This window comes from Vibrio sonorensis (assembly GCF_001854765.1).
Classification (GTDB): domain Bacteria; phylum Pseudomonadota; class Gammaproteobacteria; order Enterobacterales; family Vibrionaceae; genus Vibrio; species Vibrio sonorensis.
Map to the genome: position 1 here is coordinate 55,188 of NZ_LJJE01000063.1, position 17,384 is coordinate 72,571.

A 17,384-nucleotide genomic window follows, 5' to 3' on the forward strand; every position below is an offset into this window, starting at 1 on the left:
GTGAATATATGACTCAACGAAATGCATTTTCGCTCAATCTCAATTTTCTTAAGTCGCAAGCTAAGCGCAGATTGATATTACTGAAAAACAATGATGCCATTCAGTGGCAAAAGCTCCGCCACTTTTACCCCAACCATTCGTTAGATGTGTGTTCCGTTAAACTTGCCGACGTGCAGCTTATGATTGCAAGGGAGCATGGACTGAGTTCTTGGGCCAAACTCAAGCAACATATAGAAACCCAAGAAAAAGAAAAGCAGGCGATTGTCAACGCGACCTATGCCCCCGACGAGCAGTTGAGTTGCTTACACGTTCGGTGTGGCCATGATATTGAGTCGACGCTCTCAGATGCTGGCTTTGTCGGTGACTTTTTACCTTGGATAGACCCGTTTTGCGTTGGTCCGTTATTTTTAGATGCGGCTAAGCAAAGTCAGCTTAGGGCCAAGTTCGTCTATGATCACTATCTCAATGAGATTGAGGGGAATACAACGACGCCCGCTGAAATTCTTGAGCAGGAGAGAGACAACTGGGCTCAGTTAACTTCCGACCAATATAAACAGATCGTCTTTTGGGTTGAGCATGACAACTACGATCAGCTAATGATGATTTATCTGCTGGCCCATTTGAAGGATTCAGAACTGGGCAAGGTAGAGATTATCGAGGTGAATAGTTTTCCAGGAAGTGAGCGTTACATTGGGTTAGGACAACTGCCACCAGAAAGCATCCGCAGTTGCTGGAAGAAACGCAAAAAGGTTTCAAGTTCACAGGTTAAACTGGCAAAACAAATATGGAATGCGCTTTGCCAACCAGATCCTTTGGCGGTGGTTAGCTTGTTGAGCGGTAATACTCAAGCGAGGTTCCCGTTCATTCATCCGGTTCTTATTCGTCATTTACAGCAGCTTCCAAGCGTGAGTCATGGCCTAAGCATGACTTGTTATCTCACGTTGGAAGTATTAAAAGACAACCCTGAAATCACGGTATCTGATCTGTTTACCCGATATCAAAGTAAAGAACCTCTTCCTTTCCTAGGTGATTTAATGTTTTGGGCCATGTTGAAACCTCTAGTCCAATGCGAGGTTCCTCTTCTAACCGTAAATTACAGTCAGTCTAGTTTCTTACAGCACAAGCTAAAGTTAACCGAGCAAGGCAATCAGTGTTTGCAAGGAAAATATGTGCATCGTCCTAATGAAGAGTTTGTTGGTGGGATAAAACTGGCCAAGGATAGTGGTTGGGCTTGGGATCACAAGCAGTTGGCGACGATGATCAAGTACCGCAATGGCAGCTAACACCTCTGTTTGATAATTTGATCCTGCTAATAAAACCATAAAACAGACTTGTAATGCGGCTTATCTTTGCGTTAAGTTCTTTTTGGGGAAGAGGTACAGGAGTGGTTAAAGTATGATTAAACAAATTTTAGTAGCCAGCGTTTTTCTAAGTGCTGTTGCAAATGCCTCTGACATCGCGGAAAAAGAAGCGGCGGCTTGGCTTCAAGTGGTTGACTCTGGGGCTTATGAAGTGAGTTGGCAACAAGCTGATTCACATTTCAAGGAGCAAGTTCCACAAGAAAAATGGATTCAAGCGTTAAACCAAGCAAGAATGCCATTGGGAACACTTGTCTCACGCACCAAGTCTAAAGAGGAAACCGTCGTTAACCCACCAGAAGCACCAAAAGGTGAGTATAGTGTTATTCAATATGTGACGGACTTTTCATCTGCTCAGAAAACGGAAACGGTAACGGTGACCGATGCCAGTGGTGAGTGGAAGGTCATTGGTTATTACATTAATGATCGATAGGTTTATAGGCCTGCTTAAACTTACTGACAAAATCTGACAGTTCAACATTATAAACTTCATATAAACCAGTTGTTTGTATGGAGTTTATATGAAGTTTGATCATCAAAAAGGTCGCTATGTAGCCGTTAACGGTGCATCACTGTATATTGAAGAAACAGGTTCAAAGGACGCTGTTGCAGTAATTCTGCTGCATGGAGGATTGGGTAATCTGACCGAGTACAATGGACTATTGGCTTCTCTGCCAAAAGATTATCGATATATTGGTGTCGATTTCCGTGGGCACGGGCTATCGGAGCTAGGCTCATCCCCTCTCAGTTATCAAGTCTATCAAGAAGACATCGAAGAGCTTTGTCATCAACTCAAACTCAAAGAGTATATCATTGTTGGTTTTAGCGATGGCGGTATTACTGGTTTGCGGTTGTCCGTATTTAACCCAAACAAGGTATTGGGCTTGGTTGCGGTAGGTGCTCATGGTCAAATTACAAAACAGACACCGGGTTACCAAATATTTAGTCAAATGAATGAAAAACTTTGGCGCGAGTACTTCCCAGAGCAGGTCGAAGAATATGAAAAGAGTAATCCTGCCCCGTGTTTTACACGCCTTTCTACTGCCGTGTTCTCTATGTGGTCTTACCTAGATCCTGATAACTATCCGCAGACCGCTATCGAGGGTATAGAGTGTCCCGTTTTACTTGTCAGAGGTGAAGAAGATCATTTGTATACATCGGCGGATTTGAGGGCGGATAGTAGTCTTATTGACAACTGCCAGAGGGTAGAATTAGCTGGTGCTGAACACGATGTGCACGTTCAGAGTAGTTCGGAGTTGGCAAAAGAGATCGAAACATTTTTCTTGTCTCTAGAACAGAATATTAAATAGCGCTTACAAAGTAATTTACTGATATTGATAGTTCTTCCTTGTTTTCTTTGCAGAATTACTCACAGTTGGTTTAAAGCTACTCCAAAATAGGTGGCGGTGGTTGTTCGTTTAGCTAGCCGAAGATAGTTAACTAAAGTAATGAAGGTAAAGGATTATGCAGATAGCACTTGTCACTGGTGGAACAAAAGGTATTGGTTTAAGTGTGGTTCGTCGTTTGGTGGCTTCAGGTGCAACGGTGGTCACCTGTTCGAGAACAAAAGAGAGCTGGCAACACGCTTTGCAGCAGTATCCTGAGTTGGATAAGGTACTCCACAAAACCGTGGATATGACAGTTCAAAGTGATGTTGATGAGCTTTTTTACTTTATTCAACAGACGTTTTCGAAACTCACTATTGCCGTTAATAACGCGTCGCCGGCCATCGCTTCACTGGGTAAGTTCAGGGACCTACCATTTAGTAAGGCAACCCAGACCCTAAATTCTGATTTTCTTGCGCACGCATACAGCCTTCAACATGAGCTTAAACTCATGGAGAAAGGCAGCGTGATAATTAATGTCAGTTCCGTTAACGGTCTAAGGCCGACACCTAATGCTGCGATGTACAGTGCCGCTAAACATGCGCTAGAGGGTATGACTCGGACATTGGCGCTTGAGTCGGTGGCTGAGGGAATTCGAGTCAATGCTGTCGCTCCTGGCGTGACGTGGTCACCTAGGTGGCAAGAAAGAGTCGAAGCCGAACCGGAACTGAAAGTGCAAGTTGAACAGGAAGTACCGATGGGACGCTTTGCAAGCTGTGAAGAGATAGCTGATGCCATTGAGTTTTTAATTAGCGATAAAGCCAAGTACATTACGGGTCATACACTTGTCGTGGACGGTGGTTTAAGTCTGGCTTAGTGACTTATCTCGCCACAGAATATCTATTCATTAAAAGTAACTAAAATTCACTCATTCAATGGCTTCCCTTTGACGTGCGAATTCATTAGACTGAAGCGGTATTTGATGTATATATATGAATTGATCGAAGGAAAGACCATGGATTCAAACAAGATTCTTAATGATTCTCTGATAGTAAGTGGAAGAGATATTCCACTTAATGAGCTTGTCTATGCAAAAAGAGTATTGGATAACTATATGGTCGTTGCTAACGATTCTAGCCCTGTCGAACTGTTGGAAGAAATGAAAAACGCGGCTAAAAGTGTCGAGTACTTTAAGACGACGGAAAATCCGTGTGAAGCTCGCAACTTTATATCGGCTCTGTTTGTTAAGATTGAAAGTGCCAATACATTTGAAGAGTTTAAAACCGTGGCAGGAGAGCCTTCTCAAGCTTTGCTAGAACTGATACAAGATCGCGCTCAGTTAATTAAACAAGAACGCGATTTATTGGTTGCTTCTGGTTATATGTCCGGTAAATAACCTGATATTGATTAGAAACCCGCGTGACAGTCGCGGGTTTTTTAGTTTTTCCACTGGGTAACTTATTACTCGTAGAGACCTGTCTACTCAACTTCCTTTTGGCGCCAAGCAAGCCAACCGTAGGCCAACGCCGAACTCATCAACACTGCTCCGGCAATGAGCCACGAAAACTCTATCGATTGATGCTCAGCGGCAAAGCGAGAATCAAAGAACCTAACAGCCCACCTATTTGCATGGCAAAAGATTCAAATGAGAGCAAGGTCGACCGCTTATCCGATGGAATCGCTTTGTTGAACATCGCGGTATGGGGGGATTCTTTCACGCCATTGATCAAAAATAGTAACCAATAACACAGCGCGAAAAGATAAAGCGTATTGCTTACTGCCAAGGCGATAAGTGCACCACCCATAAACAGTCGCATTACCGTTAATAGCTTGGCGTGGTTAAAGCGAAACAGGCGGCTGAATGGCGTAGCCAGAGCATTGCCCACAGCAGCAAAAAGAAAGTACCCCGCACCCAAATAGCCAAGCATCACTGTAGAGTATTCTTCTGCGGCAATATCTCTTACTTGAGGCTGCCAAAGCATCTCGACACCGGCGATAGCAAAGCACCACATACTAGACGAAATCACCAGTGCGAGTACGTGTTTGTTTTTCACCCCAAAGGTAGCAGCATCAGAAATAATCGACGGGAAGGCCTTCAACCCATTCAAAATCCCCTGTTCACCATGATTCTCTTTGGGTTCTTTTACAAGCCATAGTGTTAGCCCCATTTGGCAAATCATCAAAAACATGATGCTCAACAGGTTTAAAGAGTATTGGTCAGCCCACGTTTTTTCAGCGATGTATAAGGCAAGTTCGGTTTGAGGTAAATAACCGCCTAACAGAGAACTGACCCCTAATGCCAAGGTGACAAAAATGCCCAATTTAGCAAATATGGGTTGGAGATCTTCTTCAGGTGCTTGCTTTTGATAAGTGTCTACAAACCACGCATCTATTGTTCCCGACATCAAGGCGCGCGCCGCACCTAGCAATGCAAAAGAGAACATGACACCAATCAGCGAGTTGGCCAGTAATAGAGCGAGAGCGGCAAAGAAGGTGACGGTTACAGAAGTCAAAAATACTCTGCGTCTACCAATCGCGTCAGCTAAGCCACCAGTGGGGAGCTCGAACAAAATAGTCATTGCAGAGTAGATCGCTAAAGATAGTCCAACATCCGCAAGTGAGAGCCCTTTATCCAATTGAACTAGGGTCATGACGGGTAAAAGTAGACCAGTAGCAAACCATTGAAAAGATTGATTAAACCAATAGATTCTAGCTAAGTTTCTGTTTTTCATAATGTTGTTGGGTTTTTTGATCACGAAACTCTATATGTGAAGTGTTTAATAGTCAAGCGGCTATCTCGCGAGTGCGATCATTTTTGAAATTTATTATTGAACGGTTGCGTACAATAATCTAATTGGATATCTTTTATGCAACGAAGAGGGGGGAACGATGAACGAAAACAAAACGTCGTCTCAAGCAGGAAGACCAATCGATAACAAAAAAACCGAAAGAATCTTTGCTGCGATTAATGAAATATTTGTTAGCCAAGGCATCGCAAAGCTTTCTATGGAGAGAATTGCAAGGCTGGCTGGTGTATCTAAGGTCACGCTGTACAACCGCTTCGGCAGCTTAGAAGGCATTATCGAAGCGTATGTAGAAACACTGACCGAGCAGGCCTTACTTCTCGAACGAACCAATGACCCACAAGCAAACATTGAGGCGTCGTTAGTGCAACTTGGACACCAACTGGTTCACTTGTTGAGCCAACCGGAAATTGTTGCCTTTGATAACGCAATGGCCGCATCAGGAGACAGCTTTGCGTCATTGCGTAAAAAGGTCTACAAAATGGGTCCCGGAAAAGCAGAAATGAAGATCAGCGAGTTATTAAGCGAAGCCGGTTTATCGCACTCAAGTTTTAGTCAGTTAGAACTAGGACGAATGCTTTATCACTTGTGGATCAGCCCATTTTACGATCAGCTAAAGTTCACGGGTTATATGTGCTTAAGCCCAGATGAGTTAAATGAACACGTTGTAAAAACTACGCATTTTTTCTTTCAGCTCAGCAAGCTAGAGGAGTAAATATGGATCGCCAACCAAAAATACTAATAGCAGGTTCAACTGGCTATCTGGGGTTACATATTGTCTCAGAGTTACTGGCTAGCGACGCCAATTTTGTTGCGCTATCGAGAAGTAAAGACAAATTACTCAAACAAGGTGTACGTGATGAGCAAATTTGTATCGCCCAAGTGACCGATCCTAAGTCATTAGTTGGGTGCTGCGATGGCTTTGACGTGGTGATTTCCTGTTTGGGTATTACACGCCAACGAGATGGCCTGACCTATATGGACGTCGACTATCAAGCAAACATAAATCTGCTGGAAGAAGCGAAAAGTGCCAGTGTTGAAAAGTTTATTTATATTTCCGCACTGAACGCCAACCAAAATCAACAAGTACGATTGCTACATGCCAAAGAAAAGTTCGCTCAAACGCTGCTAGACACCGAAGAGTTGGAAGGGTGTGTAATTCGGCCGAACGGATTTTTTTGTGATATGGCTGAGCTTTTCAATATGGCCAAACAGGGGAGGGTTTACCTATTTGGCGATGGCGAGCAAAGGTTAAATCCAATTCACGGTAGAGACTTAGCCAAGTTCACCTTACAGGCGATGCATTGGAAAGATAAAGAGCTCGATGTCGGTGGTCCGGAGATCCTCAGTCATCGCGAAGCGGCAGAGTTAGCGTTTGAAGCAATCAACAAAAAAACCAGAGTGACTTATCTTCCTGATAGGTGGAGACGTGGTCTGGTTTGGGGAGCGAGTCGACTACCTGAACAATGGACGGGTCCTGCAGAGTTTTTCTTAACAGTCAGTGGGAAAGACATGCTCGCACCAACTTACGGCGGCGAAACATTGGCTGAGTTTTATGGCCAACTTGCGGCAAATGATTAAGTAAAATTTCCTAGCACTCTTCTATACCACACTGCTGGCGAAGAAGAGTGTTGGGCAATATTGATGACAAAGGACAACGTATGAAAACATTTCAAGTACCCAAAGCCTTACACGAAGCCCTTGGCGAAACGCAAACTTGGTTCGAAGCGGGCGTTATTCTAGTGTTTACCGTGTTAGTGACAGCCTCTATTTACATATATCAGTTTGATGCTAAGTTCAGCGTGCCTGTATGGTCACAAGTGATCGGTTTTATCATCATTGCCGATATCGTTGCAGGTTGTGTGGCGAACTTTTCGAAAGGTACCAACAGTTTTTACGCGGCTCGACCGAAAAGCCGCTGGAACTTTATTGCCATTCATTTCCACCTGCCATTAGCAGCTTGGCTACTTGGTGGAGATTTAAGTGATTCTTTTGTGGTTTGGGCGTTTACCATTGCCTCTGCCGTGGTGGTAAATTTGCTTAGAGGGCATTCCAAGCAGCTCTTTATCGCAGCAACCTTGTTGTGTTTGGGGATGACGATGACCATTCAAATGAATATGCCGCTTTGGATGACGAGTACCTGTCTGTTTTTTATAACTAAAGTGATGTTTAGCTTTGCTGTTGAACACTACCAAAAAAACGTTGACGATTAATATAAGGTATCTCGTTTACCATCAGAAGACATCGCCTAAGTTCTCCGCCGCAATGCAGGCTATTTAACTTATTGATTTATAGGTCTAACTTTCATTTCAATGGATATTTAGCATTAAAGACGACTTAAATAGCACAAACATTTAATTATTTATAAAAATGCTCTATGATACATTTTTATTACAATTGTTTGTGTTTTTACTCTCAATTTCTAACCCAAGATAGTAATATCTATTAATAATATTTACTAATATTGTAATTTATAGTTTTAATAACATGTTGTTTTATAAATGCAATATTTACTAAGCTTATAAGTTAATAAATATTATAATATATTTAGTTTGACTATTTGATATGGCAGCTACAAAATTTTAGATATAGGCAAATACATAAATAGTAAAAATATTTTGCCTTATTTTAAGATGACGAATTTAGTAGCAGAACATTGTCAATGTTCGGGAGGCCATATGAATACGTTAGTTAGGATTTATTTAAAAACAGCAACTCTACTATTAACCCTGCTGTACTCTCAACTCTCTTTAGCGAGCGACGAGCCTTTTGTGATTTTAGGTGACATAGTTAGTGACTATCGGTCAAGCTTCATGGCAAGAATTGTCAGAATTGAACCTGAAACGAGCAATATATTTGCCGTTTGTTCGGGATCTTTGATTGACGATACTCATGTATTAACCGCGGCACACTGTTTTAATGAGTGGGACGATAATACTTTTGTCGCGTTAGGTACAACAAATGCGAGCCAATTAACTAATGAATTATTAGAAATCAAAAATGTTTATGTTCACGAAAGTTATGAACAAAACAGTTTGGTACACGATATTGCAATTGTAAATATTTCAAAAAGTGCAAAACTAAATCTCTCAAAAATCTCTATATCAGATAATGAGCAAGATTACCGTTCAGAATATTCAATGCTCTCGAAAGATGGTTTGCTATATGTTAACGGGTATGGGGCAACGGACCCATTCTCTAAAACCGCAAACAGCTTTTTGCACTCTGCTGAAGTGGATCTTATTACTCATGATCAATGCTTAGGCTATCGCTCTAACCTTAGAGATACACAATTGTGCAGCCAGTTCTATTCAGACTCAAATGGATCTTTTGGGGCTCCTTGCTTTGGAGACTCCGGTGGACCACTGTATTACGAATCGGAGCAGGAAAGTGGAAAGTATATCCAAGTAGGCATCATTAGTTTTGGTAGCAAGTCGTGTTCTACTATGTCTGGTGATAACCCTACATCTGTTTATACTGAAGTGACCGATTACCAAGATTGGATCTTCGCAGCCATCAACGGTAACCTAGCTACAGTTAACCCCACTTCGAATCAAAATGACCAATCGCCACCTCATTACAGTGAACAGAGTAGCGGTGGTGGTAGTATCTCTGTTTATATAGTTTGCTTAATACTCTTTTTGTCTCTTTACAGGGGGCACCATGTATATAAGCATCGGCAAATTGTATTTGAGTAGCACAATTGTTAACGCCATTCTCGTCTCTGGGAATGGCGTTAGCTGTTGAACAAAGAAAGCTTCACCTTACTTCGTCAAACACGACTTCTCCTTGAAGAAGGGTCAGAATAACTCTGGACTGCTTGATTTCTTCTGGTGTGCTTGCTTTGGTTATATCCTTATCCAATACTGCGAAATCTGCGGACTTTCCTATCTCGATGGAACCAGTGACAGTTTCTAACCCCAAGCTTTCGGCTGCATTGATGGTATAGGCGTTAATCGCTGAGGTAATATCCGGAAGTCCTTTGTTTTGCATCGATAAACTATTAGCAATACCAACGATAGGATTGATGTCGTGTACGTTCCAATCGCTACTTAAGGTGACGTTAGCACCTGAGTTGTACATGCTCCTGAGGTTCATCAAAGCGTGGGATCTTTTTGCCCCAAGCAACAGCTCTGCCCATCTATGGTCTTGCTGTGCGACATAATCGGAACCTACTTGGAAATCAGCGGTTACGTTCAGCTTTGCAAAGCGCTCCACGTCGCTTTCATCGACAAGCTCAATGTGGGTTAGAGTAAAAGGCGTTTCCATTCCTTGTAGTCGAATGTTTTCAATGGCGTCTAGGGCTTCTCTTACTGCACCGTCGCCAATTGCGTGGATGTGTCCGCCATATCCTATGCGAGTTAATGACTCCAACCATCCTGAAAGTGCTTGCGGTGGTATATAGTTGATTCCAAAAGGGTGCTCAGGTAGATAAGTGTTTAGGTAAGGCGCCAACGTTTTTGCCGTTCCATTGATGAAGATACCATCACTGTACATTTTTACTTGATTAACAATCAATAAACGAGCTAAGTCATCAGAATATATGGATTCAAAGTATTTTAGTTGGTTTAGCATTGGTGAGGCGGGATAGATCCAAGGCCTTACTGAAACTCGCGCAGTTAAGTCACCTTCTTGTTCTGCTTCCATCCAGACTTCATACCAGCCGCGTTTCCAATACATGCGCCCGTCACCGATTGTGGTGATGCCGTGAATGGCCGCTTGCTCTAAACCGGCCAGTAATCCCTCGTAACTGGCTTCGAACTGATCATCGATACTGTTCCACGCGAGCTCCATCAATCTGTCACCAGCGTTGTCTAAAAGGATGCCAAGTAGCTTTCCAGTTTCTGGATCTTTGAGTATTTTTCCTCCGGCGGGATCGGGTGACAAGATGGTGATTTTGGCTTTATCGAGCGCAACAGAGTTCACCCACATTGAGTGGATGATTGCTCCATAATAATGATGGGTTGATCGGGGAATATACTATCAATGACTTCCAATGGCGTCATTTTTGCCTGGCTTTCTAGGATCGAATCTATGGTAAAACCGTAACCAATAATCCAACCCTTGGTCTGATCTTCTCTGCGGCATTTTTTGAGATAGGGGACCTGATCTAGTAGCGTTGCATCTGATGCCAGTTCACATCCCCCACCAACGGGCGAAGCCGCTTCAAAAACGTGGTTGTGGTTGTCAATAAAACCAGGCATTACAAAAGCGTTCTCTATGTCGACAATATGGGTGGCATTTTCTCGGTAGATAGCCATATCGACATTACTTCCGATATCCAAAATTTTACCATCTTTTATTGCTAGCGCTTGAGCTTGCGGATGTTGGTAAATGTTAGCATTTATTAAAAGGGTGTCTGCACCTTGAGCGTGTAAAGCCCAAGAGCACGTCAAAGCACAAAGTCCCACCACGACCTTTACTGCGTCTCTCATCAGAGGGTCCTATTGATTATCCACTGCTTAGCTAAGTATAGAGAAAATATAACTTTGGCAAATGGCTGGGGAGGTGAAGTGTTGAGGAGTTATCAATAGTGATAAGTTGACTGTGTGAAAAACAGTCAATTATTCAAAGCTTTACATATAGGTTAAAAAGTATTACTGTCTTTACATACAGTAATTTGGAGTAAAAAGTGGACCATATTTTACAACGCGAGTTTAAATTCGAAGGCCATACAATCAAATATGATGTAAAAGGACAAGGTGAACCTCTAGTCCTTGTGCATGGGACACCGTGGTCGTCATACAATTTAAGACATCTTATCAAGGGATTGTCTCAAAGGTTTAAAGTCTACTATTTCGATTTGTTGGGTTACGGCCAATCAGACAAGCCTGACGCCGACGTCTCCCTAGGTGTTCAAAACCGACTTTTAGACGCTTTAATTAGAGAGTGGGGAATTGAAAAACCCTACGTCGTAGGCCATGACTTTGGTGGGACGACAGTACTTAGATGTCATTTACTTAACAAGCAGAGATTCAAGAAAATGGTGGTTATTGACCCCGTGGTATTCTCTCCGTGGGGATCTCCATTTTTTAAGCATGTAAACCAATATGAGCAAGCTTTCGCTGGGGTACCGGACTATATTCATAAGGCTATTGTTGAGGCATATATCAAAACAGCCGCTTATCAAGAACTCAGTGAAGAGACTTTATTACAAACGATAGGCTTTTGGACTAGAGACAAAGGCAAAGCTGGTTTTTACCGTCAGATTGCTCAAGCGGACATGGCCTTTACACAAGAAATTGAAGAGAAGCTTGCGGAAGTTGATACTCCAACACTTGTTATGTGGGGAGAAGAAGATACTTGGATCCCTGTAGAACAGGCTTATCGTCTCGCCAACGCTATTCCACAGGCACAGCTTTCGACAATAAAGAATGCTGGTCATCTGGTGATTGAAGAGGAGCCAGAAACACTGATTCAATCAATCTCGACCTTCTTAAATTAATGATATGGCCCCACCATGGGGCCAAATGCTGATTGTTAGTTTCAATAGCTGTAAAAATAGACAAACTTATTGAGTACTGTTCGCGGCTTAACACTAATCAAGATAAATCGCTTTCCAAAACCTGAAGCATGAATTTATTGGCAATAATTGGCAGGATTTGGAATGTTGTGCAACCAACTAAGGTCCCCATTTTCACCTGCGATGTAATCATCTAACCTAATAGCGATAAAAACAGTGTTTGACACAATTGCTCTGCTTGAAAGGCGTGAGACATATCGTTTGATATCCGAAAATGTAGTGGAATACATACTCTCGTGCACTAAGCCACAATAACGAGTAAACTAGCATGCAATAAAGCAATTAAGAAGATACAAAATGCAAATTTGGGTCGATGCTGACGCTTGTCCAGTTGTGATTAAAGAAATTCTATTCCGCGGTGCTGAGCGCACGAAAACCAGCGTCACCTTAGTGGCGAATCAGTTTATTCGAACACCACCAAGTCAATACATCAAATCGGTTCAAGTACAGGCGGGCTTTGATGTGGCGGACAATGAAATTGTGCAAAGAGTTCACGAAGGCGACCTGGTGATAACGTCAGATATTCCCCTAGCGGATGAAGTTATTACTAAGGGTGCATTAGCCTTAAGCTAGGGGGGAAGCAATGACCAAAGAGAATATAAAGTCTCGTCTGAACATGCGTGATTTCATGGATACACTGCGCAGTAGTGGGATCCAAACCTCGGGACCTCCGCCATTGTCACAATCCGATCGCCAACAGTTTGCGAATGAACTAGACAAATGGTTGTTGAAAGCACAAAGGTTCAATGCCAGCCAAAAGTAAGCTAGTCCAATGGCGTGGGGTATTGAGGTGCGATGGTCATCGTTTCACGCCCTTTGCGTAAGAGAAGAGACGTCAAAAAATGCTATCGCATCTTTAAGGTGCTTCGATTCGCTTTCTATACTTTGTGCGGTGATTAACAAGTGTTTACTAGTTTGAAGGTTCGACGCAGTGACACTGCTGATAATCTCCATACTCTCGTTGACGGATCTCGCTCGTTCGGATTGGGCAATTGAAGCTTTGGTAATTTCTCTCACGGCGTCAGAGGTTTGATTAATAGACGGGACAAGAGTGTCTAACAGTTTGCCCGCTTTGTTAGCTAGAATGACACTACTATCAGCGATAACACCGATTTCTTCTGCTGCGACTTGGCTTCGCTCTGCGAGCTTTCTAATTTCAGCAGCGACGACTGTAAACCCCTTGCCATATTCTCCTGCACGAGACGCTTCAATGGTGGCATTGAGTGCTAACAGGTTGGTCTGATACGCAATATCATCAATAATTTTGGTTTTTTGAGCAATGTTACGCATGGCATCGACAGTGGCGGAAACCACTTCACTGCCTTGTTGCGTGTTGGTCGATGCTTGAGAAGCGGTCGCTTCAGTTTTAACTGCGCTTTCCCTATTGCTGTTGATAAATGAGGTCATTCTAGTCATGGCTGCTGTGGTATTTTCTACATTTAACGATTGCTGTTGAGCAGATTCACTGATGGTTTTGGCATTGCCGTTAACGGTTTTTGATTCATCGGACAACTGTTCTGAAGAAGAGCGCACTTGGGCTAATACTTTTTTAAAGCGCGAAACCATGTTAGCCATAGCAGCTAAAAGGTCAGCGGTTTCATCATTGCTTTTGATTTCGATAGGAATGGATAAGTTACCTTGTGCCAATTGCCTAGCGATAGAGACAGACTTTTGAATGGGTATGGTGACGGATTTGGCGATGATAAAGGCGGAGCCAATTGCAACGGTAAAAGCAATCAGACTGATTGAAATGAAAAAGACCAAAAAACCTTCTTTTTTCGATTCTAGTTCTGGACCTAAAATATCTTGTCGTTCTTTTATGTCTAGCTTTAGGTCTTCTGCCATAAGTGCAACATCTTGACCAATGATATCCAAGCGATCTCGTTTAAGGGTATTTCTAGTTTCTATGAGCAAAGTAAGCTCATTAAATGCGGCAATATATTTGGGAAGAAGCTTTTGAACTTCTTCAAATAGCCGTCTTCGCTGAACGTCTTGTAGTGCCGTATCTAAACTGATTAAGTTATTTCTAAGCTCGCGATATTCCTTAGTTACCCGATCTTTTTCATCGTTGCCATTAGTGTCTAGAAACTTGGTGACGTAAAGCCTAGCAAGTAATAGGTTTCGGATGGATAAAGAAGCGAGGTAAGCCGCCTCCATGTCAAAATCTTCTTTAGCAGTGACTAAGATTTGAGATAGGGCTCTCTCCATTTGAGGCCCCATAATGTTGAGTTGGTCTCTCACAATAATGTTTCTAGCGTCGATTTTTTCTTCGACTAAAGAGAACACCTGAATGTACTCATCAAACTGAGCCTCGATTTGATGGTAGGTGTCTAATTGGTTGTCAGTGATGGCTTCTGATTTAGCCTGAGACATGAGTTGTTTAAAAAGTCGGAAACGCTGCTTAGAAGCCGCTAAATCAGTGGATTCGTTGTGGATTATGTATCGCAGAGCTGCAATTCTCACACTGAGCAGATTCGCTTGAATTCGGCCAGAATTATTCGTGTTTCTAGCTAGACTTCGGTATTCGCTAAACCCCTCTTCAGCGGAGTATAGTGATACAACGGCCACGGTAGCAATAGATGCGAGAATACAAAGCATCAAACCGAAACCCAGATAAATTTTGCGCGAAATTGAAAATCGAGTTTTCATTTCAACAACCTCGTCGCTTCCATCATGGTGAAATTGATAATATTAACTATAAGTCAGATTGTTACTTTGTGAGGAGATTATGGTGAGTTAGATGAGTTTTGAGCTATAAACAGTGAACATTTTGGCGCCGATGCGCTGTTTAGGTTGACTGAGTTCACCAAATCTTAAGATGGACTTGGCTCTAATACAAAAAGGGTATTAAGAGATCAGCTAAGGCTGCCATATTTTTCTTTCTCCAGACGTGATTGAAACTGGATCAATAGCTCTTCTATCAGTGTCCATCCCGCAGATTTTAAGGATTTACTCACGGTTGCGTTTGATACACCTAACTGTGAAGCAAGCTCTCCGTATGAAATTTCACCAAAACTTCGAAGAAGCGGCAGCATTACTTCGCATTGACGTGAGGTTAGTTCCGTTACTTGTCGGTCTAAGTATTTAGTAAAAAGACTAAACTGCGACGTAATGGCTGGATCACTGCTTTGAAATGACAGGTGATTGTGTTTCATGGTTTTTAAATGGCTTCCAGACATAACAAATGCTGGCCCATGGACTCACCAACTGAATCTCTCAAATAGGCACCAGAGGCGATAGCAAAACTGATTCTGCAATCAAATTTTTTGCCCATTGCTTTAACTCCCACTCGATAGAGGAGGGCATAGTTGAGAGCGGACTCGAAGTTATGTACAAGAGATTGGAACTCATCCCCGCGAGCAATGTTGTGTTGGTTACTCGGATCTCCACGTTGGATTAAAGCCTGAGTTTCTTTAATGTTCATCAATACACGTTCAAACTCGTCAGAGGTTAAGTCTGTTGAGTTAACTATGTCACCAGTTACACGGCGATTGTGCTGTTTGATTTCATTGGTTTATCTACTCAGTATAGAATGAGCTTGTTTTAACCAAATTTGGCTAATTAAGATGGATGTATCTTGATTACTCCAGCTAAGTTGATTAAAGGTGCTTAAAATTATTAAGAATCAATTGGTATGGTTAAATTGAAGATAACTGTAAGATTTGATTACTTTAAAATCAACGTGTTACATGACCAATGTCACAATTACAAAAGTAAAGAGCATTTTGTAGATAAAACATCTTGGCAGATCACGGTAGTCAGCAAAAAGTTTAGGTAGTTATAAAGGTATCAAATTTAATGACCTGATCATCCGTAAAGGGGTAGTTTTATATGCATAAAAAAAATGTCGTTATCACCGCAGCAAGTGGTCTTCACACTCGTCCAGCCGCTCAGTTCGTAAAAGAGGCTAAGAAGTTTGCAGAGGATGTTGAAATCGTTTCTAACGGCAAATCAGCAACAGCAAAAAACTTGTTTAAACTACAAACTTTGCAGTTGGTTAAAGGTACTGAAGTGACTGTTCAGTCTACCAATGCGCAAGCAGTAGAAGAACTCGCAACGTTTATTGAAAACGTTACGGGTTAATTTACTCAGATAGAAAAACGGCCGCCCAGTTAGGCGGCCGTTTTGCGTTCAAAATTCAAAAAGCACTATTTTCTCGACTCTCTTTGCTCGGCTTTTTTGCGTAGTTTCTCTTCTCTACGTTGTTGTGCCTGCGTATGCGCGTCACCACCTACATGAGAATTTCCTCTATCTTTTGCCAGAGACACTTGTTTTTCGCGTTCTCTAAAACGGGTGATCTGTTCTTCGCTGTGCGTTCCAAAGCACTTAGGGCAACTTACGCCTTTTTCGTACTTGTCCGACTGCATATCATCCAAAGTAATTGGGAGACGACAAGCGTTACACATTTCGTAGTCGCCTCGCTCTAGCTGGTGGTTAACGGCAACACGTCCATCAAAAACGTAGCAGTCGCCCTTCCACAAGCTTTCTTCCTCTGGCACTTCTTCAAGGTACTTAAGGATACCGCCCTCTAGGTGATAGACCTCATCAAAACCTTGCTCCTTCATATAGGCAGTTGATTTTTCACAGCGTATGCCACCAGTGCAGAACATGGCTACCTTTTTATGCTTGGCAGGGTCCATATTGTTCTTTACATAGTCTGGAAACTCTCGAAATGTTTCGGTGTCTGGGTTTACTGCGCCTTCAAAAGTGCCAATTTCAATTTCGTAATCGTTACGCGTATCTACCACAAATACTTCTGGATCGGAGATTAGTGCGTTCCACTCTTCTGGCTTTACGTAGGTACCAACAACATGGCGAGGGTCAATGCCTTCGACGCCCATAGTAACGATCTCTTTTTTTAGTTTTACCTTAGTGCGATTAAATGGCTGTTGATCGGTGTAAGACTCCTTGTAAACGGTGTCTTTAAGGCGTGGTTCTTGGTTCAGCCAATTTAGCAAGGTATCAATACCTTCTCTGGTAGAAGCTACCGTACCATTTATCCCTTCAGAAGCGAGAAGCAGAGTTCCGCGAATCTGATTCGCCTCCATCAACTCGGTAATTGGTGCTCGCAATGCCTCATGGTCGTTAAGCTCGACAAATTTGTAGAGAGCACAGACAACGATTTGGCTCATGGGGAATCCTCTTATGGGTGGCGTACCTATGGTACGTACGTTTAGTAAATGTAGATTGCGGCGCATTGTAGCGAAATGTTAGGCCGACAAATACCGAGAGAAAATAGGGTTTTGACCAATGTTTTGTTCAACAATTAAACTTTATGCATATTGTAAAAATGTCAGATTGATCACAAAATTAAAAAACTATAAAAATGACCTAAGTTGTTGATATTAAATGACTAAGTGTATTTTTGGCCAAA

At 42.4% G+C, this 17,384-nt stretch carries 16 protein-coding genes and 2 pseudogenes; 12 read left to right on the forward strand and 6 right to left on the reverse strand.

Translation table 11 applies throughout. The features are described from left to right. The first annotated feature begins 8 nt into the window (after nt 1-8). From BLO31_RS10490 to BLO31_RS10510, 5 genes are all read left to right on the forward strand, one after another. The gene (locus BLO31_RS10490) at nt 9-1,283 is read left to right on the forward strand and encodes a DUF1835 domain-containing protein (RefSeq protein ID WP_070965728.1); all 1,275 of its coding nucleotides are present in this window, start codon (nt 9-11) and stop codon (nt 1,281-1,283) included. A 112-nt stretch (nt 1,284-1,395) separates the two neighbouring features. After that, nucleotides 1,396-1,791, forward strand: coding sequence for a DUF4019 domain-containing protein (locus BLO31_RS10495; protein ID WP_070965732.1), 396 nt, complete (start codon nt 1,396-1,398; stop codon nt 1,789-1,791). A gap of 88 nt (nt 1,792-1,879) precedes the next feature. Beyond that, entirely contained in the window at nt 1,880-2,668 is a 789-nt protein-coding gene (locus BLO31_RS10500; RefSeq protein ID WP_070965736.1) for an alpha/beta fold hydrolase, read from the forward strand. A 154-nt stretch (nt 2,669-2,822) separates the two neighbouring features. Then, nucleotides 2,823-3,560 (forward strand): SDR family NAD(P)-dependent oxidoreductase, encoded by a 738-nt coding sequence (locus BLO31_RS10505; RefSeq protein ID WP_070965739.1) that lies wholly within the window; start codon nt 2,823-2,825, stop codon nt 3,558-3,560. Between the two features lie 138 nt (nt 3,561-3,698). After that, the gene (locus tag BLO31_RS10510) at nt 3,699-4,079 is read left to right on the forward strand and encodes a hypothetical protein (RefSeq protein ID WP_070965743.1); all 381 of its coding nucleotides are present in this window, start codon (nt 3,699-3,701) and stop codon (nt 4,077-4,079) included. A 172-nt stretch (nt 4,080-4,251) separates the two neighbouring features. Here the strand turns inward: BLO31_RS10510 and BLO31_RS10515 are convergent, their stop codons facing one another. Next, nucleotides 4,252-5,439: an MFS transporter gene (locus BLO31_RS10515; RefSeq protein WP_070965746.1), complete on the reverse strand. Its 1,188-nt coding sequence runs from the start codon at nt 5,437-5,439 to the stop codon at nt 4,252-4,254. A gap of 133 nt (nt 5,440-5,572) precedes the next feature. Between BLO31_RS10515 and BLO31_RS10520 the strand changes: the two genes are divergently transcribed. From BLO31_RS10520 to BLO31_RS10535, 4 genes are all read left to right on the forward strand, one after another. Beyond that, nucleotides 5,573-6,202 (forward strand): TetR/AcrR family transcriptional regulator, encoded by a 630-nt coding sequence (locus BLO31_RS10520; protein WP_070965750.1) that lies wholly within the window; start codon nt 5,573-5,575, stop codon nt 6,200-6,202. A gap of 2 nt (nt 6,203-6,204) precedes the next feature. Beyond that, on the forward strand, nt 6,205-7,068 hold the full coding sequence (locus BLO31_RS10525) for an SDR family oxidoreductase (protein WP_070965753.1): 864 nt from the start codon (nt 6,205-6,207) through the stop codon (nt 7,066-7,068). Nucleotides 7,069-7,148: 80 nt separating this feature from the next. Next, complete coding sequence (locus BLO31_RS10530; protein WP_070965757.1) at nt 7,149-7,700, forward strand: hypothetical protein; 552 nt, start codon at nt 7,149-7,151, stop codon at nt 7,698-7,700. 465 nt (nt 7,701-8,165) lie between these two features. Continuing rightward, nucleotides 8,166-9,185 carry a S1 family peptidase gene (locus BLO31_RS10535; protein WP_070965759.1) on the forward strand — a complete coding sequence of 340 codons (1,020 nt, stop codon included), beginning with the start codon at nt 8,166-8,168 and terminating at the stop codon, nt 9,183-9,185. 61 nt (nt 9,186-9,246) lie between these two features. Here the strand turns inward: BLO31_RS10535 and BLO31_RS10540 are convergent. Then, nucleotides 9,247-10,922, reverse strand: a pseudogene (locus tag BLO31_RS10540) (amidohydrolase). Nucleotides 10,923-11,119: 197 nt separating this feature from the next. Between BLO31_RS10540 and BLO31_RS10545 the strand changes: the two are divergent. Both BLO31_RS10545 and BLO31_RS10550 read left to right on the forward strand, forming a co-directional pair. Then, the gene (locus BLO31_RS10545) at nt 11,120-11,932 is read left to right on the forward strand and encodes an alpha/beta fold hydrolase (protein ID WP_070965762.1); all 813 of its coding nucleotides are present in this window, start codon (nt 11,120-11,122) and stop codon (nt 11,930-11,932) included. A gap of 375 nt (nt 11,933-12,307) precedes the next feature. Beyond that, nucleotides 12,308-12,773 (forward strand): annotated as a pseudogene (locus BLO31_RS10550) (YaiI/YqxD family protein). A 44-nt stretch (nt 12,774-12,817) separates the two neighbouring features. Here the strand turns inward: BLO31_RS10550 and BLO31_RS10555 are convergent. The 3 genes from BLO31_RS10555 to BLO31_RS24480 all read right to left on the reverse strand — a co-directional run bounded on the left by BLO31_RS10555 (nt 12,818) and on the right by BLO31_RS24480 (nt 15,434). Further along, nucleotides 12,818-14,659, reverse strand: a complete 1,842-nt coding sequence (locus BLO31_RS10555) for a methyl-accepting chemotaxis protein (RefSeq protein ID WP_070965765.1) — start codon at nt 14,657-14,659, stop codon at nt 12,818-12,820. Nucleotides 14,660-14,865: 206 nt separating this feature from the next. Then, nucleotides 14,866-15,189, reverse strand: a complete 324-nt coding sequence (locus BLO31_RS24475) for a hypothetical protein (protein ID WP_245688469.1) — start codon at nt 15,187-15,189, stop codon at nt 14,866-14,868. After that, nucleotides 15,171-15,434: a hypothetical protein gene (locus tag BLO31_RS24480; RefSeq protein WP_245688470.1), complete on the reverse strand. Its 264-nt coding sequence runs from the start codon at nt 15,432-15,434 to the stop codon at nt 15,171-15,173. Before BLO31_RS24480 ends, BLO31_RS24475 begins: the two co-directional genes overlap by 19 nt. A 407-nt stretch (nt 15,435-15,841) precedes the next feature. Here BLO31_RS24480 and BLO31_RS10565 point away from each other — a divergent pair, with 407 nt between their 5' ends. Further along, nucleotides 15,842-16,093, forward strand: coding sequence for an HPr family phosphocarrier protein (locus BLO31_RS10565; protein ID WP_070965768.1), 252 nt, complete (start codon nt 15,842-15,844; stop codon nt 16,091-16,093). Nucleotides 16,094-16,158: 65 nt separating this feature from the next. On the opposite strand, the gene trhO is transcribed toward BLO31_RS10565, so the two are convergent. Then, on the reverse strand, nt 16,159-17,142 hold the full coding sequence (gene trhO / locus BLO31_RS10570; RefSeq protein WP_070965771.1) for an oxygen-dependent tRNA uridine(34) hydroxylase TrhO: 984 nt from the start codon (nt 17,140-17,142) through the stop codon (nt 16,159-16,161). Nucleotides 17,143-17,384 lie beyond the last annotated feature (242 nt).

Bases quoted from the DNA above. Each gene is read 5' to 3' on its own strand.
- BLO31_RS10490 (WP_070965728.1), top strand. From the start codon at position 9: ATGACTCAACGAAATGCATTTTCGCTCAATCTCAATTTTCTTAAGTCG.
- BLO31_RS10495 (WP_070965732.1), top strand. From the start codon at position 1,396: ATGATTAAACAAATTTTAGTAGCCAGCGTTTTTCTAAGTGCTGTTGCA.
- BLO31_RS10500 (WP_070965736.1), top strand. From the start codon at position 1,880: ATGAAGTTTGATCATCAAAAAGGTCGCTATGTAGCCGTTAACGGTGCA.
- BLO31_RS10505 (WP_070965739.1), top strand. From the start codon at position 2,823: ATGCAGATAGCACTTGTCACTGGTGGAACAAAAGGTATTGGTTTAAGT.
- BLO31_RS10510 (WP_070965743.1), top strand. From the start codon at position 3,699: ATGGATTCAAACAAGATTCTTAATGATTCTCTGATAGTAAGTGGAAGA.
- BLO31_RS10520 (WP_070965750.1), top strand. From the start codon at position 5,573: ATGAACGAAAACAAAACGTCGTCTCAAGCAGGAAGACCAATCGATAAC.
- BLO31_RS10525 (WP_070965753.1), top strand. From the start codon at position 6,205: ATGGATCGCCAACCAAAAATACTAATAGCAGGTTCAACTGGCTATCTG.
- BLO31_RS10530 (WP_070965757.1), top strand. From the start codon at position 7,149: ATGAAAACATTTCAAGTACCCAAAGCCTTACACGAAGCCCTTGGCGAA.
- BLO31_RS10535 (WP_070965759.1), top strand. From the start codon at position 8,166: ATGAATACGTTAGTTAGGATTTATTTAAAAACAGCAACTCTACTATTA.
- BLO31_RS10555 (WP_070965765.1), bottom strand. From the start codon at position 14,659: ATGAAAACTCGATTTTCAATTTCGCGCAAAATTTATCTGGGTTTCGGT.
- BLO31_RS24475 (WP_245688469.1), bottom strand. From the start codon at position 15,189: ATGTCTGGAAGCCATTTAAAAACCATGAAACACAATCACCTGTCATTT.
- BLO31_RS24480 (WP_245688470.1), bottom strand. From the start codon at position 15,434: ATGAACATTAAAGAAACTCAGGCTTTAATCCAACGTGGAGATCCGAGT.
- BLO31_RS10565 (WP_070965768.1), top strand. From the start codon at position 15,842: ATGCATAAAAAAAATGTCGTTATCACCGCAGCAAGTGGTCTTCACACT.
- trhO (WP_070965771.1), bottom strand. From the start codon at position 17,142: ATGAGCCAAATCGTTGTCTGTGCTCTCTACAAATTTGTCGAGCTTAAC.